Origin of the sequence: Dokdonella sp. (assembly GCF_017744955.1) — a bacterium.
GTDB lineage: Bacteria > Pseudomonadota > Gammaproteobacteria > Xanthomonadales > Rhodanobacteraceae > Dokdonella_A.
Genome location: NZ_JAGIAG010000009.1, coordinates 84108 through 105295, shown reverse-complemented (window position 1 = coordinate 105295; position 21188 = coordinate 84108). Strand labels below are relative to the sequence as shown.

At 68.7% G+C, this 21188-nt stretch carries 22 protein-coding genes; 17 read left to right on the top strand and 5 right to left on the bottom strand.

The features are described 5' to 3' along the window. Window positions 1-12: 12 nt before the first annotated feature. The 3 genes from J7520_RS16375 to J7520_RS16365 all read left to right on the top strand — a co-directional run bounded on the left by J7520_RS16375 (window position 13) and on the right by J7520_RS16365 (window position 3101). The gene (locus J7520_RS16375) at window positions 13-399 is read left to right on the top strand and encodes a hypothetical protein (RefSeq protein WP_291190492.1); all 387 of its coding nucleotides are present in this window, start codon (window positions 13-15) and stop codon (window positions 397-399) included. 224 nt (window positions 400-623) lie between these two features. Continuing rightward, entirely contained in the window at window positions 624-1682 is a 1059-nt protein-coding gene (locus J7520_RS16370) for a hypothetical protein (protein WP_291190490.1), read from the top strand. Window positions 1683-1688: 6 nt separating this feature from the next. Next, the gene (locus J7520_RS16365) at window positions 1689-3101 is read left to right on the top strand and encodes an MBOAT family O-acyltransferase (RefSeq protein ID WP_291190486.1); all 1413 of its coding nucleotides are present in this window, start codon (window positions 1689-1691) and stop codon (window positions 3099-3101) included. A 21-nt stretch (window positions 3102-3122) separates the two neighbouring features. On the opposite strand, the gene J7520_RS16360 is transcribed toward J7520_RS16365, so the two are convergent. Beyond that, a complete protein-coding gene (locus tag J7520_RS16360) occupies window positions 3123-4607 on the bottom strand; it encodes a RimK family protein (RefSeq protein ID WP_291190484.1) in 1485 nt (494 codons plus the stop codon). A gap of 156 nt (window positions 4608-4763) precedes the next feature. Here J7520_RS16360 and rimI point away from each other — a divergent pair, with 156 nt between their 5' ends. Then, window positions 4764-5282 (top strand): ribosomal protein S18-alanine N-acetyltransferase, encoded by a 519-nt coding sequence (gene rimI / locus J7520_RS16355; RefSeq protein ID WP_291190481.1) that lies wholly within the window; start codon window positions 4764-4766, stop codon window positions 5280-5282. Here rimI and J7520_RS16350 read toward each other — a convergent pair. After that, the gene (locus tag J7520_RS16350; RefSeq protein ID WP_291190478.1) at window positions 5279-5950 is read right to left on the bottom strand and encodes a hypothetical protein; all 672 of its coding nucleotides are present in this window, start codon (window positions 5948-5950) and stop codon (window positions 5279-5281) included. The two genes, rimI and J7520_RS16350, sit on opposite strands and share 4 nt — an antisense overlap. Before the next feature lie 56 nt (window positions 5951-6006). On the opposite strand from J7520_RS16350, the gene J7520_RS16345 reads away from it, so the two are divergent. The 8 genes from J7520_RS16345 to J7520_RS16310 all read left to right on the top strand — a co-directional run bounded on the left by J7520_RS16345 (window position 6007) and on the right by J7520_RS16310 (window position 12225). Further along, window positions 6007-6153, top strand: a complete 147-nt coding sequence (locus J7520_RS16345; RefSeq protein ID WP_291190475.1) for a lipoprotein — start codon at window positions 6007-6009, stop codon at window positions 6151-6153. Between the two features lies 1 nt (window position 6154). Next, window positions 6155-6979, top strand: a complete 825-nt coding sequence (gene dapF / locus J7520_RS16340) for a diaminopimelate epimerase (RefSeq protein ID WP_291190472.1) — start codon at window positions 6155-6157, stop codon at window positions 6977-6979. 104 nt (window positions 6980-7083) lie between these two features. Then, on the top strand, window positions 7084-7764 hold the full coding sequence (locus J7520_RS16335; protein ID WP_291190469.1) for a DUF484 family protein: 681 nt from the start codon (window positions 7084-7086) through the stop codon (window positions 7762-7764). A gap of 1 nt (window position 7765) precedes the next feature. Next, entirely contained in the window at window positions 7766-8674 is a 909-nt protein-coding gene (locus J7520_RS16330; protein WP_291190466.1) for a tyrosine recombinase XerC, read from the top strand. A gap of 182 nt (window positions 8675-8856) precedes the next feature. Next, entirely contained in the window at window positions 8857-9390 is a 534-nt protein-coding gene (gene hslV, locus J7520_RS16325) for an ATP-dependent protease subunit HslV (RefSeq protein ID WP_291190463.1), read from the top strand. Between the two features lie 130 nt (window positions 9391-9520). After that, on the top strand, window positions 9521-10858 hold the full coding sequence (hslU, locus tag J7520_RS16320) for an ATP-dependent protease ATPase subunit HslU (protein ID WP_291190460.1): 1338 nt from the start codon (window positions 9521-9523) through the stop codon (window positions 10856-10858). A gap of 180 nt (window positions 10859-11038) precedes the next feature. After that, a complete protein-coding gene (locus J7520_RS16315) occupies window positions 11039-11653 on the top strand; it encodes a hypothetical protein (RefSeq protein ID WP_291190457.1) in 615 nt (204 codons plus the stop codon). A gap of 218 nt (window positions 11654-11871) precedes the next feature. Continuing rightward, window positions 11872-12225 carry a DUF971 domain-containing protein gene (locus J7520_RS16310; protein ID WP_291190454.1) on the top strand — a complete coding sequence of 118 codons (354 nt, stop codon included), beginning with the start codon at window positions 11872-11874 and terminating at the stop codon, window positions 12223-12225. Between the two features lie 6 nt (window positions 12226-12231). Here the strand turns inward: J7520_RS16310 and J7520_RS16305 are convergent, their stop codons facing one another. Together J7520_RS16305 and J7520_RS16300 are read right to left on the bottom strand one after the other, a co-directional pair. After that, a complete protein-coding gene (locus tag J7520_RS16305; protein ID WP_291190451.1) occupies window positions 12232-14154 on the bottom strand; it encodes a DUF2207 domain-containing protein in 1923 nt (640 codons plus the stop codon). Further along, window positions 14151-14678 (bottom strand): LemA family protein, encoded by a 528-nt coding sequence (locus J7520_RS16300; RefSeq protein WP_291190449.1) that lies wholly within the window; start codon window positions 14676-14678, stop codon window positions 14151-14153. Before J7520_RS16300 ends, J7520_RS16305 begins: the two co-directional genes overlap by 4 nt. A 129-nt stretch (window positions 14679-14807) precedes the next feature. Between J7520_RS16300 and ubiE the strand changes: the two genes are divergently transcribed. The 4 genes from ubiE to J7520_RS16280 are packed head-to-tail and all read left to right on the top strand — an operon-like array spanning window position 14808 to window position 18202. Then, window positions 14808-15572 carry a bifunctional demethylmenaquinone methyltransferase/2-methoxy-6-polyprenyl-1,4-benzoquinol methylase UbiE gene (gene ubiE, locus J7520_RS16295; protein ID WP_291190446.1) on the top strand — a complete coding sequence of 255 codons (765 nt, stop codon included), beginning with the start codon at window positions 14808-14810 and terminating at the stop codon, window positions 15570-15572. Window positions 15573-15582: 10 nt separating this feature from the next. After that, entirely contained in the window at window positions 15583-16407 is an 825-nt protein-coding gene (locus tag J7520_RS16290; protein ID WP_291190443.1) for an aminoglycoside phosphotransferase family protein, read from the top strand. Further along, window positions 16404-17735 carry an SDR family oxidoreductase gene (locus J7520_RS16285; RefSeq protein WP_291190440.1) on the top strand — a complete coding sequence of 444 codons (1332 nt, stop codon included), beginning with the start codon at window positions 16404-16406 and terminating at the stop codon, window positions 17733-17735. The genes J7520_RS16290 and J7520_RS16285 overlap by 4 nt, the downstream gene beginning before the upstream one ends. Further along, entirely contained in the window at window positions 17732-18202 is a 471-nt protein-coding gene (locus J7520_RS16280; RefSeq protein WP_291190437.1) for a DUF2269 domain-containing protein, read from the top strand. Before J7520_RS16285 ends, J7520_RS16280 begins: the two co-directional genes overlap by 4 nt. A 14-nt stretch (window positions 18203-18216) precedes the next feature. On the opposite strand, the gene J7520_RS16275 is transcribed toward J7520_RS16280, so the two are convergent. Beyond that, the gene (locus tag J7520_RS16275; RefSeq protein WP_291190434.1) at window positions 18217-18906 is read right to left on the bottom strand and encodes a LuxR family transcriptional regulator; all 690 of its coding nucleotides are present in this window, start codon (window positions 18904-18906) and stop codon (window positions 18217-18219) included. A gap of 383 nt (window positions 18907-19289) precedes the next feature. Here J7520_RS16275 and J7520_RS16270 point away from each other — a divergent pair, with 383 nt between their 5' ends. After that, on the top strand, window positions 19290-21128 hold the full coding sequence (locus J7520_RS16270; RefSeq protein ID WP_291190431.1) for a M1 family metallopeptidase: 1839 nt from the start codon (window positions 19290-19292) through the stop codon (window positions 21126-21128). The last annotated feature ends 60 nt before the right edge of the window (window positions 21129-21188 follow it).

Sequence of the window (21188 nt, the reverse complement as noted above, 5' to 3'; positions counted from 1 at the left end):
TGGAGCCCGCCGATGCTGCTGTCGCCGCTGACCCTGCCGGAATCCGTGTCCCGCCGTCGCCGCGAGGGAGTTGAACGCCAATCGGCGTGCCCGCACCGGCCTGCTGCGCCGTCGCAGGACAGTGCTTCAACCGTGAAAGCAGTACTGATCGCCTGGCTCGCACTCGGCACGATCGTCCTGCTGTGGGTGCCGGCGGCGCGCGGCGGCGGACTGCTCGGCGCGAGCGTGCCGTTCTGGCTGGTCGGCGCGCCGCTGATCGATCTCACGTGGATCCTGCGCCGCCGCTGGATGCCGGCCTTGCGCATCACCGTCGGCTCGTTGCTGCGGCGGCCAAGCCAGCGAGGAAACCGCTCGCTGCGGCCGGTGCGGCGCAGCGGCACTGCAACGATTTCGCGCTGACGCTGCATCAGCGCGAGGCGAGCCGCACAGGAGTCGGGCTCGCCTGAGAGGCCAGCGCAGACCGCATGGATGCGGCCTGCGCTGTACTAGAATGCCCGCCGTTTCGCCGGCAGCATCCGGGGCGTCGTACGGCCCGTTGAGGCCCGCGCGTTCCCCGAATCTGCCCGGGAGGCGGAATGGCCTTGCTCCGAAGGCTGGCATTCGCAGCGCGTCTGGTCGCGCTCATGGCAGCCGTCGTCATCCTCTTCGACGCGCTGGTATTCCGCAGCAGTTTCTACCTGCGCTGGCTCGAACCGCAGTCGGTCGCGGGGTCCACGCGCAACGCCGTGCATCGCGTCGAGGCGACGATTTCGCCGGGACGCCGCAACGTCCTCGTGATGGGCAACTCGAAGATCGGCGAGGGACTGTCGACCGCACTCGCGGATGCGACCACGGAGGGCAGCGGTCTGCACTTCGTCAGCGGATTCATCCCCGGATCGGCGTTGCGGATCTGGTACTACCTATTGCGCGAAATCGATCCGCAGGCGAATCGCTTCGCGGCCATCGTTCTGGCGATCCCGCTCTCCGCCGACGAAGATCTCGGGACCATGGCCGAGCGCGTCGCCGACATCAGCTATCTGGCGCCGTTGCTGCGCCTGCAGGATCTGGCGACGTTCTCCTCCTCGTTCGACAGCCCGGCGCTGCGCGACCAGGCTCGCCGCGCGATCCTGTTTCCCGCGCAGGCGCTGCGACGGGACATCGCCGCCTTCCTGGGCTCGCCGAGACATCGGTACGAGAAGGTGCGCCGGACCGAGGAGAGATCGGTGGCGGAATTCCTGAGCTACCGAGGAAACGGCGTGGCGCTTCCGGATCTGCCGATCGATCCGGCGACCCGTCTTCCGGTGCACTGGAACGGCGTGGACGAGCGCACGAAGCGCGGACTCACCGAGCACTATTTCCGCTGGCTGCACGCCGTGCCGTCGCCGGCGGTGGCCGCCAGCAACGAGCGCTACTACCGCGAATGGCTGACGCGGATCGTCGAGCGCTATCGCGCCAGCGGGACGCCGATCATCCTGATCGAGGTGCCGCGCGGCCCCTGGCACGGCACGGAAGCGCCGGTTCCGCGGCCGACCGGCGCCGTGGCCGAGCTGATCGCTGCGGGCGCCGTTTCCGCGCTGCCTGGCGATACCTTCGTCGACATCGAGCGGCCGCGCAACTTCTTCGATCTGGAGCACATGAACAAGTCCGGCCGCGAGCAGTTCACCGTGCGCCTGGCGCGACGCGTCGCGGCGCTGCTGCACTGAAGCGCCATGCTGTTCGACACGCTCGCCTACTGGCTTTTCTTCGGTTTCGTCCTCGTCCTGTGCGCGGCATCGAGCGCCGCGCGCGCGCGCATCGTGCTGGTCATCGCCAGCTACGTGTTCTACGCGTTCTGGGACGTGCGGTTCGTCCTGCTGCTCGGCGGCGCGACGCTGGCGAACTACCTGTTCGGTCTGTGGATCGACGCGCGCGCGGGAGCTGCGCGCCGCGCGGCGGTCACGCTCGCGATCGTCGCCAATCTGCTCGTCCTGGGATTCTTCAAGTACTTCAACTTCTTCGTCGAATCGTTCGCGGCGCTGTTCGGGCTCGCCGCGGACAGCCTGACCTTGCGTATCGTGCTGCCGGTCGGCATCAGCTTCATCACGTTCGAAGGCATCGCCTACGTCGTCGACGTCTACCGGCGCGACCTGCGCGCGATGCGCAACCCGCTCGACTTCGCCTTGTTCGTTTCCTTCTTCCCACACCTGGTAGCCGGCCCGATCATCCGCCCGACCGATTTTCTGCCGCAGGTCGGACAGCCGTTCTCCCTGCCGGACACGGCGGCGCGCTGGGGGCTGCGCGAGATTCTGAAGGGCTTGTTCAAGAAGGTCGTGCTGGCGAACTACCTAGCGCCGATCGCCGACGCCTATTTTTCCGGCAAACCCTACGACGGCGCGGCCGTGCCGGCCTGGATCGGCGTGCTCGCGTTCTCGCTGCAGATCTACTTCGACTTCTCCGGCTACACCGACATCGCGCGCGGCTGCGCGCGCTGGCTGGGCTTCCGTTTCCCGCCGAACTTCGAGCGGCCGTATCTCGCCACCAGCATCACCGACTTCTGGCGGCACTGGCACATCTCGCTGTCGACCTGGCTGCGCGACTACCTGTACATCCCGCTCGGCGGCAATCGCGGCGGTCCGGCGCGCACCTACGTGAACCTGCTGATCGTGATGGGGCTCGGCGGACTCTGGCACGGCGCGAGCTGGAACTTCGTCGTCTGGGGTCTCTACCACGGCGCCCTGCTCGGCCTGCATCGTTTCGCGCGGCGCCTCGCCGACGGCAGCGCCTGGGCCGCCGCCCTCGACGCGCCCGCGCTGGCGCCGCTGTGGATCGGGCTGACCTTCGTGCTGGTGACGCTCGGCTGGGTACCGTTCCGCGCACCGGACTTCCCGTCCACGTTGGCGACGCTGAAAGCGCTGTGCGCGTGGCCCGATCTCGGCTTCGTCGCCGCTCACCCGGGTGTGCTGATCATCGCCTCGGGCAGCCTCGCCTGGTGCCTGCTCGACCGCTCGCGGCGCCTGCAAGATTGGCTGGTCGAGCGCGCACCGTGGCAGCTGGCGGCGCTCGGCGCGGGCGTGGTCTGTCTCGCGATGGAATTCTGCGCGAACGTGGACATCCAGATCCCGTTCGTCTACTTCCAGTTCTAGCCGATCGAACAGCCGATCGGCTCAACTGCGCAGGCCGAGCCGCTTGCGCTCCATCCGGCGCAGGAACTCGTCCATGATGCGGCGGTACAGATCCTCGCCGAGATAGGCGTCCTCGACGCCGGCGTCGATCGACGGGTTGTCGTTGACCTCGATCACCGCGATGCGCTCGCCCGCCTGCTTGATGTCCACGCCGTACAGGCCGTCGCCGATCGGCGCGGTCGCCTTCAGCGCGAGCTTGAGCACCTCGGCCGGCACCGCGCGCACCGGCATCGTCTCGAAGCCACCGGATTTCGCCGCGCCCTTCGCGCCGTGGTTGTAGATCTGCCAGTGCCCGCGCGACATGAAGTACTTGCACGCGTACAGCGGCTCGCGGTCGAGGATGCCGATGCGCCAGTCGAACTCGGTGAACATGAACTCCTGCGCCAGCACCAGGGCGGTGTGCTGGAACAGGTCGTCGGCGGCGGCCTTCAGGCGCTCGACATTCTCGACCTTGACGATGCCGCGCGAGAACGAGCCGTCCGGGATCTTCAGCACGATCGGGAAACCCAGCAGATCCGGCAGCTCGGCCAGCTTCTTCGGCTCGTCGCGGTACAGGATCTCGGTGCGCGGCGTCGGCAGCTTACGCGAGCGCAGCAGGTCGTGCAGGTAGATCTTGTTGGTGCACTTCAGGATCGAGCTCGGGTCGTCGATGACGACCATGTCTTCTTTCTCCGCCTTGTTGGCGAAGCGGTAGGTGTGGTTGTCGAGCGCCGTGGTCTCGCGGATGAACAGGCCGTCGTACTCGGCCAGCTTGGTGTAGTCGTTCTTGGTGATCGTGTCGACCTCGATGCCGAGTTCGGCGCCGGCCTCGACGAAGGCTTTCAGTGCGCGCTTGTTCGACGGCGGCATCGGATCGCCCGGGTCGGCCAGCATCGCCAGGTCGAAGCGGAACTTCTTGCGCGCGCGCGGCTTGCGCCAGAGCTTCTTGGAGAACTTGTCGAGCGCCTGCGCGAAGGCGTCTTCCTGCGGATCGGACAGCGTGTGCAGTCCGGTCGGCTTGATCGCGGCGATCTGCCAGACGCGCTCGCGCTCGAACTCGATGCGCAGGATCGGGCACGGGAACAATTCGAACACCTGCCGCGCGATGTCCTCGAGGCTCTCCGAGGCGGTCTGGCCGAAATAGACCAGCACGCCGAAGTCGGTCGTGTCGCGGCCGCCGTCGGGCAGGAACTTCGACAGCTTCAGGTTCAGGTCGTCGATGTCCAGGCCGTACAGCGAGCGCCGGCGCAGATCGTTGATCGCGCGCACCGACGGAATCACCTTGTGTCCGCGCGCCTCGGCCAGCAGCGAGACGTAGTAGCCGGTGCCGAGGTACTTGTAGCTGCGGCAGAGATTGATGACCTGCGTGCGCTCGTCGTCGGCGCCGATCGGTTCCTTCAGATAATCCTGCGCGGTGACGACGTTGTCGGACGGATAGTACGAGCCCCAGTCCGAGGCTTTCTCTACGACGATGACGAGCCGGCTCATGCGGGAGGCTTGGCTGCGGAGTTCGGGGCCGTGCCGCGGCGCTGCTGCGCAGGGAGGCGCGTGGCGGAACGGCTGCGGAGCGGTTGGAGGCACATGCGAGGGCGCGCAGTGTGACACAGCCGCAGGCGTGCGTGCAGTGCGCCGTTGCGGACTGTCGTGCACTGGCCTAGGCTGCGCGCCGTGCCGGTGCCGCCCCCCGAAAACCCGCCTTTCGCAGCCGCGACGAACGATCTGCGCGTACGGCGCGCGACGGTCGACGATCTCGCCGCCGTGGTCGAGCTCGAGAACGCCAGTTTCGCCGTCGAGCGCATGAGCGCGCGGCAGCTGCGCCGGCATCTGGACAGCGCGAGCGCGCTGATCATGGTCGCGACCGCGCAGCGGCGCCTGCTCGGCGCGGCGGTGCTGTTCCTGCGCTCGCGCAGCCGCGTCGGACGCCTGTACTCGATCGCGGTCGCCGCCGGCGCGCGCGGCCGCGGCATCGGCGAAGCCTTGCTGCAGGCCGTCGAGCGGGCGGCGGCGAAGCGCGGCTGCGATCGCCTGCGGCTCGAGGTACGCGTCGACAATGCGGGCGCGCAGCGCCTGTATGAGCGTCACGGTTACCACCGCTTCGGCCTGCGCCGCGGCTACTACGAGGACGGCCACGACGCGCTGCGTTACGAGAAGCCGCTGGCCTAGAGCGTGGACAGCTTCTCGCGCGTGGCCTCATCGGCCGGCCGCGCGACCAGGCCGCCGGCGGCCGCCAGCGTGACCGTGTAGTGTCCGCCGTCGACCAGCGGCAGGTAGGCCGCGCTGCCGTAGTCCGCGTCGATCCACGGCAGCCAGCGCGGGTAGCGCTGCTTGAGCTGCCACAGGTCGAGCGCCGGCAGCGGCGCCAGGGCGACGACGCTTCTCGGCGCTTCGCGCTCCTGCGCGATGTCGCGATAGCGTCCGCCGATGCGGTCGAGCTGGTACAGCGGCGGCGCGCCGAGCGCGACCGCGGCCGCTCGCCACTTGATCACGCGCGCGTCGATCTGCCAGTCGTCGCCGGCCAGTTCGATCCGGCGCCGGCTGCCGTCCGCCGTGGTCACCGAAACGGCGAAGCGCTGCGGCGCGATCCGCGTCGCCTCGACCGTGGCGACCGGCGCCTCGGCCGTCAGGCGGCGGTAGCCGAGCAGGCTGGTCGCGGCGAGCGCGGCGAGCAGGGCCAGCGCGACGCAGACCAGGCTCCACAGCGTCCGATGAGTCGCCGCGAAACGGCGCCGCTCGCGCCAATGCCGCCGCGCGCGCCGGAGGTGTGCCAGCGCGAGCAGCGCGCAGGCGGCGGCGAAGACGAGCAGTGCGACCAGATACGGCGTCAGCGACATGCGAGGCAGCATAGCGCGCAGCGCTATACTGCGGGCGGTTTTCGCAGGATTCCGCCATGTCTCGCATTCTCGTTCGCATCGTTCCGTTCGCGCTGGTCGCGCTGCTCCTGGCCGGCTGCGGCAACAAGGGCGACCTGGTCAAGCCGACGCCGCCGAAGCCGGCCGAGTCCGCGCAGCAGGCGCAGGACGCCGGCCAGCGCTGACATGCGCTTCAGCAAGATGCACGGCCTCGGCAACGACTTCGTCGTCGTCGATTGCCGCACGCAGCCGCTGCCGCTCGACGCCGCCGCGATCCGCCGCTTCGGCGACCGCCATTTCGGCGTCGGCTTCGACCAGCTGCTGACGATCGAAGCCGCGCGCGACCCGGGTTGCGCATTCGCCTACGGCATCTGGAACACCGACGGAACGACGTCCGGCCAATGCGGCAACGGCCTGCGTTGCGTCGCGCGCTGGCTCGCGCGCGCCGGTGCGCTCGGCGAAGGCGCGGCGCGGCTGGAAAGCCCGTCCGGCCCGGTCGCGGTCGAGCTGCTCGCCGACGGCGAGGTGCGCGCCGACATGGGCGAGCCGCGCTTCGCTCCCGAGCGGATTCCGTTCCTCGCCGAAGAACAAGCCGAGCGCTACGCGATCGACGTCGTCGGTCGCGAAGTCGAGATCGGCGCGGTCTCGATGGGCAATCCGCACGCGGTCGTCGAAGTCGACCGCGTCGATACGGCGCCGGTCGCCGTGCTCGGGCCGCAGATCGAGCACGTGCCTGAGTTCCCGCAGGGCTGCAATGTCGGCTTCGCCGAAGTCGTCGCGCGCGACGCGATTCGCCTGCGCGTGTGGGAGCGCGGCGTCGGCGAAACCCTGGCGTGCGGCAGCGGTGCCTGCGCCGCCGTTGCAGTGCTGCGTCGACGTGGCTTGGTCGACGCCGAGGTTCGCGTCACGCTGCCGGGTGGCGAGCTGACCATCCGTTGGGACGGCCCCGGCAGCACGTTGTGGATGACCGGCCCTGCCGCGTTCGTGTTCGAAGGCGAGTATTGCGTTTAGGATGGCCGGAATCGTCCGGTGCGATGCACATCCGGACTGAAAGCGCCGGGTCCGCGAGCATCGAACTCGCGAAACGGCTGCGCATGAGGCAAGACGAGGAAACCATGAGCGAACTCAGCGTCAAGGAAGGTCTGACCGCGATGGAAGTCGCGAGCTATCTGCGCCGCCATCCGGAATTCCTCAACGAATTTCCGGACCTGGCCATGGCCCTGGTGCTGCCGCGTGAGCAGGGCTCGGCGGCCTCGCTGGCGAGCTATCAGCTCGAAGTGCTGCGCGACAAGAACCGCGAGCTGAACCGGCGTTTGCAGGAGCTGATCGAGGTCGCGCACGAGAACGAGACGCTGATGGTGCGCGTGCACACGCTGACCTTGGCGTTGATGCGCGCGAAGACCCTGCCGGAAACCGCGAACGCGATCGTCGCCGCGCTGACCGAGGACTTCCACACGGATCTGGTGCGGCTGGTCCTGTTCCGCGCCGACCCTGACCTGCCGGCGGCCGAGTGGCTGATCTGCGAGCAGGCCGGCGTCGCTGGGATGCCGGCCTTCGCCGAGTTCTTCAAGCGCGCCGAGCCGCTGTGCGGTCGCGTGCAGCAGGACAAGCTCGACGCGCTGTTCGGCGACAAGGCCGGCGAGGTGCACTCGACCGTCCTGCTGCCGATCGATTCGCTCGGCCTGCTGGCGATCGGCAGCCACGACGAGAACCGCTTCCATCCCGGCATGGGCACGGTATTCCTGAAGCTGATCGCCGAGGCGGTGGCGACGGCGATCGGGCGCTTCAAGAACTGACATGAACGCGGCTCTGGCCAGCCGCGTCGACGGCTTCCTGGCCTATCTTCGCGACGAGCGCCGTTATTCGCCGAGCACGATCGAGCACTACGCGGTCGGCCTGGCGCGTCTGGCCGACTACGCCGACGAGCGCGGCATCGCGCGCTGGCGCGACCTGCAGGCCGATCAGGTGCAGTCCCTGCTCGCGCACGAGCATCGTGCGCGCGGCTATTCGCCCTCGACGCTGCGCGGCCTCGCATCGGCCTGGCGCAGTTTCTTCCGCTACCTCGCGCGCGAAGGCGAGGTGACGACGAATCCGGCGCTCGGCCTGCGCGCGCCGAAGCTCAAGCGCAAGCTGCCCGAGGTGCTCGACGCGGACGAGATGACCCAGCTGGTCGAAGTGCCCGGCGGCGACCCGGAAGCCGTGCGCGACCGCGCCCTGCTGGAGCTCCTGTACTCCAGCGGCCTGCGCGTGGCCGAGCTGTGCGGCGTGCGCTGGCGCGACTTCGACGCCGACGGCGCGATGCTGCGCGTGACCGGCAAGGGCTCGAAGACGCGTCTGGTGCCGGTCGGCACGAAGGCACGCGAAGCGCTCGCCGCGTTGCGCGAGCAGGATCGCTGCGGCGACGAGGATCCGCTGGTGCGCGGCGCGCGCGGCCGGCCGATCACGCCGAACGGCGTGCGCGCACGGCTGAAGCGCCGTGCGCAGGAGCAGGGCGTGTGGAAGCGCGTCTATCCGCACCTGCTGCGCCATTCCTGCGCCAGCCACCTGCTCGAATCCTCCGGCGATCTGCGCGCCGTGCAGGAATTGCTCGGCCATGCCGACATCGGTACCACGCAGATCTACACGCACCTGGATTTCCAGCACCTGGCCAAGGTCTACGACGCGGCGCATCCGCGCGCGCGGCGGAAAGCCGGGGCGGGGGAGTAGCTGGAAGGGGTGCGCAAGAGCGGTGCTCTCGCAGAGGCGCAGAGAACGCCGAGAAAAGAAAGCGAAACGGGTTTTCCTCTGCGTTCTCTGCGCCTTTGCGAGAAATCCTTCTTCTCCGGCCCCAGTCTTGCAAAGCCAGGGCGCGATCCCTACCTCGTTTCCCTCGACGAACAGAGCCGATCATGGAAAGTTTCCACGCCACCACCATCGTTTCCGTCCGCCGCGGCGACAAGGTCGTCATCGGCGGCGACGGCCAGGTCACGCTCGGCAACACCGTGATGAAGGCGAACGCGCGCAAGATCCGTCGCCTCGGCAAGGGCGACGTGCTGGCCGGCTTCGCCGGTGCGACGGCGGACGCGTTCACCCTGTTCGAGCTGTTCGAACAGAAGCTCGACAAGCACGGCGGCAACCTGACCCGCGCCGCGGTCGAACTGGCCAAGGACTGGCGCACCGACCGCCGCCTCGGCCGGCTCGAAGCGATGCTCGCGGTCGCCGACAAGTCGACCTCGCTGCTGATCTCCGGCAACGGCGACGTACTCGAACCGGAGCAGGGCATCATCGCGATCGGTTCCGGCGGTCCGTTCGCGCTGGCCGCGGCGAAGGCGCTGTTCGAGAACACCGAGATGGAGCCGCGCGCGATCGTCGAGAAGGCGTTGAACATCGCCGGCGACATCTGCATCTATACCAATCACAACGTCACGATCGAAGAGCTGTGAGCGGGTAGCGGTGAGCGGTCAGCGGAAAAGGCAAAAGCCTGTCACGCTCTTCGCGCTCACCGCTCACCGCTCACCGCTCACCGCTCACCGCTCACCGCTCACCGCTCACCGCTCACCGCCGACCCACGACATGTCCGAACTCACTCCCCGCGAAATCGTCAACGAACTCGACCGCTACATCATCGGCCAGAAGGCGGCCAAGCGCGCGGTCGCGATCGCGCTGCGCAACCGCTGGCGGCGCATGCAGCTCGATCCGTCGCTGCGCGACGAGGTGACGCCGAAGAACATCCTGATGATCGGTCCGACCGGCGTCGGCAAGACGGAGATCGCGCGCCGCCTGGCGGCGCTGGCGAACGCGCCGTTCATCAAGGTCGAGGCGACCAAGTTCACCGAGGTCGGCTACGTCGGCAAGGACGTCGAGCAGATCGTGCGCGATCTCGCCGACGCGGCGGTCAAGATGGCGCGCGAGCACGCCAAGACGCGCGTGCGCTCGCAGGCCGAGGACCGTGCCGAGGACCGCATCCTCGATGCGCTGCTGCCGCGCCGTCAGGGCGTCGGCTTCGCCAACGAGCCGCAGCCGGTCGACACGCGCGACGCCGAAACGCGCCAGAAGCTGCGCAAGCAGCTGCGCGAGGGCGCGCTCGACGATCGCGAGATCGAGCTGGATTTCGCCGTGAACGTCGGCGTCGAGATCATGGCGCCGCCGGGCATGGAAGACATGACCAACCAGCTGCGCGGCATGTTCCAGTCGCTGGCCGGGCAGAAGACGCAGTCGCGCAAGCTGTCGATCGCGCAGGCGCGGCCGCTGCTGATCGAGGAGGAGGCCGGCCGGCTGGTCAACGACGAGGAGATCAAGACGCAGGCGATCACCAACTGCGAACAGAACGGCATCGTCTTCATCGACGAGATCGACAAGGTCGCCCAGCGCGGCGAATGGAGCGGCGCCGGCGTCTCGCGCGAGGGCGTGCAGCGCGACCTGCTGCCGCTGGTCGAAGGCTCGGCGGTGTCGACCAAGTACGGCATCGTCAAGACCGACCACATCCTGTTCATCGCCTCCGGCGCGTTCTCGCTGGCCAAGCCGTCGGATCTCGTTCCGGAGCTGCAGGGTCGCTTCCCGATCCGCGTCGAACTCGCCGCGCTCAGCGCGGAGGATTTCAAGCGCATCCTGTCCGAACCGCATCACGCGTTGACCAAGCAGTACACGGCGCTGCTCGGCACCGAGGGCGTGACGATCGAGTTCACCGACGACGGCATCGCGCGACTCGCCGAGATCGCCTTCCAGGTTAACGAACGCACCGAGAACATCGGCGCGCGCCGCCTGCATACCGTGCTCGAGCGCCTGCTCGACGAGGTGTCCTACGAGGCGTCGGACAAGGGCGGCCAGCGCTATCGCATCGACGCCGCCTACGTCGACGCACACCTGGGCAACCTGGTTAAGGACGAGGACCTGTCGCGTTACATCCTGTGAGGCCGGAAACAGGGGCTTTTGGAGACGTGAAGCCCCGGATTCCCCGTCACGGCGCAGGCCGCCATCGCGCTCGTGCGCGGGCGGGCCGGGACGTCGGACTCCGCTCCGCAGGATGACGCCGAAGAGCCGCCTTTCCCGCACCAGCTTGCACCGACTGCCCCGCTGCCCGACCATATCGCCATGACCACCGTCGTTCCGTTCAAAGCCCGCGGCGCCCGCGCCGATCTTCGCGAAGCGCTGGAACAGCGCATTCCCATGCGCATCCAGCGCGAACGGTTGCAGCCGGGCGTGATCCACGGCTACGTGGTCGGTCTGTCGCGCGACTTCTGCCTGATCGCCGAAGTCGGCGACGCGATGCGCTTCGACGGCTACGTCGTGATCGCGGTGGCCGACATCAGCTCGCTCGAGGCGGATCCGTCGCGCGAGTTCGTCGACAGGGCGCTGGCCCTGCGCGGCGAGCAGCTGGTCGTTCCGGAAGGTTTCCGCCTCGACGACTGGGTCGCGATCGCGCAGTCCGCCGCCGCCTGCGCGCCGTTGATCTCGATCAACATGATCGAGGACGACGAGGGCGAGATTAGCTACGTCGGCCAGCTCGCCAGCGTCGAGCACGACGCGCTGGTGCTGCGCGAGCTCGATCCGAACGCGCAGTGGTATCCCGATACCGGTGCCTACGAATTCGAGGCGATCGGCTCGATCGGCTTCGGCAGCGGCTATCTCGACGCGCTGTGGCAGGTGGCCGGGTCGCCGGGTGATCCGCAGCGGCCGCGCGCGCCGCTTTCCGATACGGTGCACTAGTGCGCTCGTCCTTGAGCGCTGCTTCGTGAGGCGGAGTGGGGCTTCGGGGGTGTGTGCTTTCTTGTGAGTCCAGAGCGGCCATCCATGGCCGCACTTTTCATGAACAGCTTGCCTTCGGTGAAGGTTCCTGCGGCGTCGATCGGAACAGCGCTCAGTATCGAGCTGATGTCATGCTCGCGAATGCGGGCATCCACTGAATACCGCGCGACGGACGACCGATGAACTCCCCGATTCCGACCACTCTCACCTTGCACCGCGCCTCGCATGCGCTCGAAGTCGCGTTCGACAGCGGCGAGACGTTCCGCCTGCCCGCCGAATACCTACGCGTGAATTCGCCGAGCGCGGAAGTGCAGGGTCACGGTCCGGGGCAGAAGGTGCTCGTCGCCGGCAAGGCGCGGGTGAACATCACCGCCGTCGAGCCGGTTGGCAACTACGCCGTGCTGCTGCGCTTCGATGACGGTCACGCCAGCGGCATCTACTCCTGGGACGTACTGTACGCGCTCGGTCGCGACCAGGCGCGCAACTGGCAGGAGTACCTCGATGCGCTCGCGGCGGGCGGACTCGCGCGCTGAGCGCGATCACCAGCCGCCGCCGCCACCGCCCCCTCCGCCGCCGCCGGACGAACCGCCTCCACCACCGCCCGACGACGAGCCCGGCGCGCTCGACGAGGACGAGATCGCGCTTCCGAACGAGGCGCCGAGATCGCTCGCGAAGCCGCTGAAGTCGCCGCCCGACGCACCGTGGTACCAGCCGGCGCCGGCCACCGCCGCGGCCGCTGCGGCTGGGCCTACGGCGGCGGCGAAGCGATTGGTCCAGTTTTCTTCGACGTCGAGCGCGAGCGCGTACGGCAGCAGCCGATGGAACTCCTCGGCGTTCACCGGCGGCGCCTTCTGCGCGGCGAGTTCGTCGCGTTCGGCGACGCCGAGATAGAGCCGCAGGCCGTCGATGCGGTCGAGCAGGTCGCGTCCGGTCGCCGTCGGCGCCCTCATCAGCCAGGCGAACAGCAGGTTCGTCGCGATCAGCGCGACGATCGCGATCGCGAATCCGACACCAGCGAGCATCACGAGCATGCCGATGCCGAACAGCTCGCCGGCGACGAACGGCAGCGCGAACACGGTAATGAAGATCGCGCCGATGGTCGCCGCGGCCCGCTTGCCGAGCGATCCGCGGCGCACCGTGCGCCACGCGCTGACGACCTTCGAGCACAGCGCGAACACGCCGACGCTCCAGCCGCCGAGCCAGATCAGCATGAATGCGGCGCCGGCGGTCCGCCCGGCGTCGCCGACGAGCAGCGCCGCGCCGACGACCGCGGCGAGGGTGATCAGCACGCCGATGACGACGAGGCCGGTGTTGGTGCGGAAATGGCTGTCGGCATAGGCCGTCTTCAGCGCCTTGCGATGCGCGTCGAGCGCTTTGGCGACGCGCGCGTGCTGCGATTGCTCGAAGGTGAATGCGTGGGCGCCGGCGAGCAGGTCGGCGACCAGGCGCGATTCGACCGGCGGCAGCGCGGCGTCGCCGACGCGCTCGATGCGATAGTCGCCATCGTCGTCCGCGATGCGGATCGTGCCGCGCACGGCGGCGTCGACGAGGTCGGCGGCGACGCAGCGGTTGTCCCAGCCCATGCGCTCGACGTAGCGCAGCGCGCCCGGCGTGTGCCCGGCCGGCGGCTCGTACTGCGGGATGATCGTGCCGGGTTTCGGATCGCGACCGACACGCGACCACTGCGCGAGATAGTAGGCGAGCACCAGCAGCAGCCCGGCGGCGAGCGCGAGCACGCCGGCGTTGTCGCCGAGGAACCAGGCGACGCGCTGGCGCTCGCCCGGCGCGGCGACGAGGCCCTTGGGAAAGCTCACCGCGATCGTCAGTCCTTCGCGCGGATCGAGCGGCCGCGTGGTCGCGAACACCGCGCGCGAATCGCCGTCGGCGCGTGCGGTCCAGTCTGCGCCCCTCGCGCCGTCGGGACCGGTGTAGGCGTCCAGGCGCAGGTCCGATCGCGCGACGGCGCCGGGCAGCGCGACGATCGCGACCGCCTCGTCGATCGGAAAATCCCAGCCGTTGCCGGTGACGTTCCAGTACAGCTCGTCGTGGTCGGCGAAGAAGCCGAGCTGCCGGTTCGTGTGGTAGCCGAACGACCAGGTGTACTCGCCGGGCGCGAGCGTGGTGTCCTTCGATCCGAAGTAGACGCGCACGCCGTTGAATTGCCGCTCGACGTGGAACGGCTCCGTCCGGCCGTCGCGCGTCAGCGCGCGCGGCTCGAACGCGACGCGCACGGCGTTGCCGAAGCGGTCGCGATAGTCGGTCGGGAAATCGCGGTAGATGCCGTGGCGGATGTTCCGTCCTTCTGCGCGCACGCGCACCGTCTCGGTCACGTCCATGCCGCCGTCGGCGGCGACGTCGATTGCGCTGTGGAACGACAGGATGCGCTCGTCGGCCATCGCCGCGAGCGGCCAGGCGAGCAGCGCGACGAGCCATCCGAGGACCAGGGGTCCGGCGCGCGTCATCGCGGCCTCTCGGGCTGGCGGAAGAACTCCGCCGGGCGGAAGTTCGCCGCGCGCGCGACCAGCAGCGAAGGAAACGTCCCGATCCGGTCGTCGAGGTCGCGCACCGCGCCGTTGTAGAAGCGGCGCGCGTACTGCAGATGGTCCTCGATCGCGACGAGGTCGCGCTGCAGCGCGATGAAGTTCTCGCTCGCCTTCAGGTCCGGATAGCTCTCCTGCAACGCGAGGATGCGCTGCACCTGGTCGGCGAGCTCGCCTTCCAGTTGCGCCTTCTCGCCCAGCGACGCCGCCGCCATCGCCCGCGCGCGCAGCTCGGCGGCCAGCGTCAGCGTCGCGCGCTCGTGGCCGGCGTAGCCCTGCACCGCCGCGACGAGCTGCGGCACCAGGTCGTGCCGGCGCGTGAGCTGCACGTCGATGTCGCTCCAGGCGGCGCGCACCTGGTTGCGCGCGGCGACGAGCCTGTTGAACAGCACGATCGCCGCCGCCGCCACGAGCAGCCCCGCGGCGCTCACCCACCAGACCAGCATGTCGACACTCCCCGGACCCGCGGCGGATCGCCGCGCGCTCGCGCTCGCGGCGGGCCGCCAGAGCGCATTATGCGAGCGGCGCGCTCCCGCGCAACGCGGGCCGGCGGCGCCTGCGGTAGGATGCGCGCCATGATCGAATCGACCGACGACCAGGCCGGCGTCACCCATTTCGGCTACCGCGACGTGCCCGAGGCCGACAAGGCGCGCCTCGTCGGCGAGGTGTTCACCTCGGTGGCGAAGAAATACGACGTCATGAACGACCTGATGTCGTTCGGCGTGCATCGCCTGTGGAAACGCTACTTCGTCGCCACCAGCGGCGTGCGCGCGGGCGACCGCGTGCTCGACCTCGCCGGCGGCACCGGCGACATCGCCGCCTTGCTGCTGCCGAAGGTCGGCGAGCGCGGCAGCGTGGTGGTCGGCGACATCAACGGCGACATGCTGCGCGTCGGCCGCGACCGCCTGCTCGACCGCGGCATGTCGCGCGGGCTGGACTGGTCGCAGATGAACGCCGAGGCGCTGCCGTTCCCGGACCGCAGCTTCGACTGCGTCACGATGGCGTTCGGCCTGCGCAACGTCACGCGCAAGGAACGCGCGCTGGCCGAGATCCACCGCGTGCTGAAGATCGGCGGCCGCGCCCTGGTGCTGGAGTTCTCCGCGGTACGCGCGGAATTCCTCAAGCCCCTGTACGACTTCCATTCCTTCCAGGTGCTGCCGCGCATCGGCCGGCTGATCGCCGGCGACGAGGCGAGCTATCGCTATCTCGCCGAGTCGATCCGCAAGCATCCGGACCAGGAAACGCTGAAGGCGATGATGGAAACGGCCGGCCTCGCGCGCGTCGACGTGCGCAACCTGTCCGCCGGCATCGTCGCGATTCACCGCGGCTATCGCGTTTGAGCGCCGGACGATGAATCGCGAGGTCGTTCCGTCGATCTTCGACGAATGGCTGTCGCGCTGGAACCTGCACCCGGACGGTGCGTCGATCTCGACCCATTGCAGCGATCTGCTGCCGGTGCGGTACGCCGGCGCGCCGGCGATGCTGAAGATCGCGCGCGAGCCGGACACGCGCTGGGCCTGGCTGCTGATGGAATACTGGGGCGGCGAGGGCGCTGCGCGCGTGTTCGCGCACGAGGGCGACGCGCTCCTGCTCGAGCGCGCGATGGGCACCCGTTCGCTGGCGCGGATGACGCTCGAAGGCCGGGACGGCGAAGCGATCCGCATTCTCTGCGCCGCCGCCGCGCGCCTGCACGCCCCGCGCGCGCGGCCGCTGCCGGAACAGTTGCTGCCGTTGCGGGATTGGTTCGCCCCGCTGGCTCCCGTCGCGCGTACGCACGGCGGCATCCTCGCACGCGCCGCCGCAATCGCGGACGAGCTGTTCGCCGCGCCGCGCGAGATCGTCACCCTGCACGGCGACCTGCATCACGACAACGTGCTCGACGGCGCCGAACGCGGCTGGCTGGCGATCGATCCGATGCGCCTTCACGGCGAGCGCGGCTTCGACTTCGTCAACATGATGCGCAATCCGGACCCGCACGAGGACGTCGATCTGAAGCGCGAGCTGTTCGCCGGTCGCGTCGATCTCATCGTCGAAGCCGCCGGGATCGACCGCGAACGGCTGCTGCAATGGACGCTCGCCTTCGCCTGCCTGTCCGCCGCCTGGATCATCGGCGACGGCGACGAGCCGGAGGCCGATCTGGCGGTTGCTGAAATGGCGTTGGCGGAGCTCGGGTGAATCCAGACGGCGGGGGTGTCGTCGGAACGGAACGCGCCTCTCCGCGAGTCCTCCTGGTCGGCGCGCACGGCTTCATCGGCTCGGCGATCGACGCGGCGTTGCGCGTGCACGGTTGCGAAGTGGTCCGCTGTGTCCGTCACGCTCGCATGGGTGCACCAGCGGCAGACCAGTCCGTCGTCGTCTGCGACATGGCTGAGGACGTGGACGAGGCCGTCTGGTCGCAGCGACTGGACGGAATCGACGCTGTTGTGAACGCGGCTGGCATCCTGCGCCCGCGTGGTGCCGACACGTTCGAGGCGGTGCACGTGGAAGCGCCGTTGGCCTTGTTTAGCGCTTGTTCCAAGGCCGGCGTGCGGCGCGTCGTCCAGATCTCCGCGCTCGGCGACCCTGCGGACGGCGAGTTCGTCGCGTCCAAGCATCGCTGCGACACGGACCTCTTGCGCCTCGATCTCGATGCGCTGGTGCTGCGGCCATCGGTAGTCTGCAGTCCGCGTGGTTCCTACGGCGGGACTTCCCTGTTGCGTGCGCTGGCCGCGTTGCCGGGGATGCTGCTGCTGCCGAGCGGCGGAGCTCAACGCTTGCAACCGGTGTTGCTGGAAGACCTCGGCCGGATCGTTGCTGCGGCAATCGTGCGAAAGGAGCCGCAGTGCGGAGTCATGGAGATCGGTGGCCCGCAGGTCGTGACGCTGGCCGAATATTTGCGCATCTGGCGACGTTGGCTCGGCTTTCCGGCTGCGCGTGAGTGGCGGATTCCTGTCGGCTTGGTCCGGGTCGGCACGCGTATCGGCGAGCATTGTTTCCGTGGGCCGCTCGGCCTGACGATGCAGCGCATGCTCGAGCGCGGCAATGTCGCTGCACCGGATGCATGGACGCAGGTGCGCGACCGCCTGGGTGTCAGCGCGCGTGCGCTGGAGGTCGCCTTGGCGGAGGTTCCGGCACAGACGCAGGATCGCCTGGCTGCAAGGCTGTACTTTGGGTTGCCGTTATTGCGTATCGCCTTGGCGTTGCTGTGGATCGGTTCCGGAGTGGTCGGCTTGACGTCTTCTGCCGCCGATGTCGCCGCGGCGATCGGAGGGCCGGCCAGCGCATCGGTACTGTGGCTGGCGCGAGCGAGCGGTGCGGCCGACCTGCTGCTGGGTGGACTGTGTCTAGCGCGCTGGCGACCGCGCTGGGTACTCGGCGCGATGCTGACGATGCTCGCCGGCTACACGGTCGTGATCGGCTTCCTCTGGCCGAAGAGCTGGCTCGATCCGTTCGGCGGCCTACTGAAGAATCTCCCTCTGTTCGCCGCGCTGGTCCTGTTGCTGGCGACGGAGGAGCGCCGATGAATACCTATGCCTTGCTGAAGACGCTTCACATCGTCTCGGCCGCCCTGTTGTTCGGGACCGGGCTCGGCACGGCGTTCTTCCAGTGGTTCACGTATCGCAGCGGCGATGTCGCCGCGATCGCGCGCGTGGCGCGGCTGACCGTTCGAGCCGATTGGTGGTTCACGACGCCGGCGGTGATCGTGCAGCCGCTGAGCGGCTTCGCGCTCGCGCATCTGGCCGGTTTCGATCTCAGTTCCTTCTGGATCGTCGCGACGCTGGCGCTCTATCTCGTCGCCGGTGCATGCTGGATTCCGGTCGTCGTGCTGCAGTTCCGGCTGCGCGATCTCGCGGTTGCCGCCGTGCGCGAAGGTGGTCCGTTGCCGCCGGAATACCACCTCACCATGCGACGCTGGTTTCTGCTCGGGTGGCCTGCCTTCATCGCGGTCGTTGCGAGCTATTGGCTGATGGTGGCGAAGCCGAGCCTGTGAACGCGCGCACGCATTCAGAGTGAAATCATCTGCAACGCGATCGCCCGCGCCGCCGCCTGGCGGCGGCCGAACACGCCGAACTTGCGGGCGGCGTTCTCGAGATGGAACACGACGGTGCGCTCTGAGATGCCGAGCACCTGGCTGATCTCCCAACCGGTCTTGCCGCCGGCGGTCCAGCGCAGGCATTCGCGTTCGCGTTCGGTCAGGCGAACGTGCTCGCTCTCGATCGCGTTGGCGAGACGATGGCCGGCCTCGTGCACGAAGGTGGCGAACAGCTGCGCGTCGGCGAGGCGGCGCATCGCCGTGCGCGGCGGCGCCTGCGAGCTGGCCAGCGCGAGCACGCCCCATTGGCAGCCGAAACCGTGGATCGGCACGCTGACGCCGTAGCGCAGGCCGATGTCGGCGGCGTCCCGGAAGAAGACCGGGCAGTCGGGATCCTCGTCGTCCCGGACGTTCTCGACGTTCCAGATCAGCGGCGTCAGATGACGCCGGCAGTGCGCGAACACCGGATCGGCCGCACCGTGGCCGTGCTTGAAATGGTCGGAGTACCAGGTCGAGGGCAGGGAGCCGCACAGATACGGCACCTCCGCTCCGCCGGCCGGCATCATCGCGTACACCCAGGCGTCGTAGCCGAGCCTGCGAGCGCACTCGCTGCCGCTGTGATGGAGTTGCTCGTGCGAATCGCACACGAGCAGGGTCTGCATGAGTTGAAGAGTCGATGCCATGGCTCTGCGCAACGTTTCGGCTCTGCGCGCCCCCGCGCGCCTTCCTACCTTGAAAGGACGTGCGTGATCCGCGCGTGAAAAATTCGGAAACCGGCGATCTTTTTTGTTTCGCGAAAATCACCGATGCGAAATTTTCCAGTTTTGCAATTCGTGGAACCGGGCTGCCTTCGTCATTCGCAGCCGGGCATTGCAAACAAGTGTCGCGCCGGCCCGGGATCGCGGCGAAAAAGCGCCGGTCGCGCAGCCGCCGCCGGACGCGGCAGGCGGTCGGCCTGCGCGGCCGGCGGCTTTCGGCGACAATGCGCGGACCTCGCGACGCCGAGCGCGTCGCCGTTCTCCCGCATCGACTACGAGGAATGTCCGTGTCCTGCCTGCGTCTCGCTTTCTTCTCGGTCCTGGCCGTCGCCGCCACGGCCGTCCACGCCGCCGATCCCCACAGCTACGCCAACGTCGACGCGGTGCGCACGCGTTCGCTCGCGCTCGACCTGGACGTCGACTTCAAGCGCCGCGAGCTTTCCGGCAGCGCGGAACTGCAACTGGAATGGAAGGACCCGGCGGCGCGCACGCTGGTGCTCGACACGCGCGACCTGACGATCGAACGCGTCGAGGCACTCGACGCGAAAGGCGAGGCGCACGCCGCGCGCTACACGCTCGACAAGCGCGATGCGGTGCTCGGCTCGGCCTTGCGCATCGCGCTGGACGAGCAGGCGCCGCGCGTGCGCGTGCACTACCGCAGCGCGCCGACCGCATCGGGCCTGCAGTGGATGACGCCGGCGCAGACGGCGGGCAAGAAGCATCCGTTCATGTACTCGCAGTCGCAGTCGATCCATGCGCGCAGCTGGGTGCCGCTGCAGGACACCCCGGCAGTGCGCTTCACCTATACCGCGCACGTGCGCGGCCCGAAGGAACTGCGCGTGGTGATGAGCGCGAACAACGACGTCAAGCACGCGCTCGACGGCGACTTCCGCTTCGCGATGGAGCAGCCGATCCCGTCGTACCTGCTCGCCATCGCGGCCGGCGACATCGCCGTGCGCGAGACCGGACCGCGCAGCGCGGTCTACGCCGAACCGTCGGTGGTCGAGGCGGCGGCGAAGGAGTTCTCCGACACCGAGAAGATGATCGAGACGACCGAGAAGCTGTACGGACCGTACCGCTGGGGCCGCTACGACATCCTCGTGCTGCCGCCGAGTTTCCCGTTCGGCGGCATGGAAAATCCGCGCCTGACCTTCGCCACGCCGACGGTGATCGTCGGCGACAAGAGCCTGGTCTCGCTGGTCGCGCACGAGCTGGCGCATTCCTGGTCGGGCAACCTCGTCACCAATGCGAGCTGGAAGCACATGTGGCTCAACGAGGGCTTCACTACCTACGTCGAGAACCGCATCGTCGAAGCCGTCTACGGCAAGGCGCCGGCCGATGAGGAATTCATCACCGCCGCCGACGCCCTGCGCCGCGAGATGAAGGAAACCCCGCCGGCGCAGCAGCGCCTGGTTTCCGACGTCGACGACGCCGACGACGCGGCGTCGAACTACGCCTACGTCAAGGGCGCCTGGCTGCTGCGCACGCTGGAAGCGCGTTTCGGCCGCGAGGTGTTCGATCCGTACCTGCGCGACTATTTCGACCACTTCGCGTTCCAGAGCATCACCACCGAACAGATGCTCGAATACCTGCAGGCGAACCTCATCGACAAGCATCCGGGCAAGATGAGCCTGGACGAGGTCAAGCAGTGGATCTACCAGCCGGGCGTGCCGGACGACGCGCCGGTGCCGACCTCGCAGCGCCTGGAGGCGATCGCCGCCGCGCGCAAGGAGTGGCTGGCCGGGACGCGCAAGGCCGCCGATCTCGGCGCGAAGGACTGGAACACGCACGAGTGGATGTACTTCCTCGACGGCCTGCCGGAGAAACTGACGACCGAACAGCTCGCCGCGCTCGACCAGGCCTGGCATCTCAACGGGTCGCCGAACGCCGAGATCGCGCGGCGCTGGTATCTCGCCGCGATCGGCGGCGACTACCGGCCGGCGCGCGCGGAAATGGCCAAGTACATGACGTGCATCGGCCGTCGCTACCTGGTGGTGCCGTTGTACGAGGCGCTGGTGAAGACGCCGGACGGCAAGGCGTTCGCCAAGCAGGTCTACGCCAAGGCCAAGCCGGGCTACCACCCGATGACCCAGGCCAGCATCGAGAAGGCGCTGGAGAAGAAGTAAGGCGCCTGCGAGGAATAGCGGCTCGCCGTCCTGCGTCAGCGGACGGCGAGCCGGATGCCG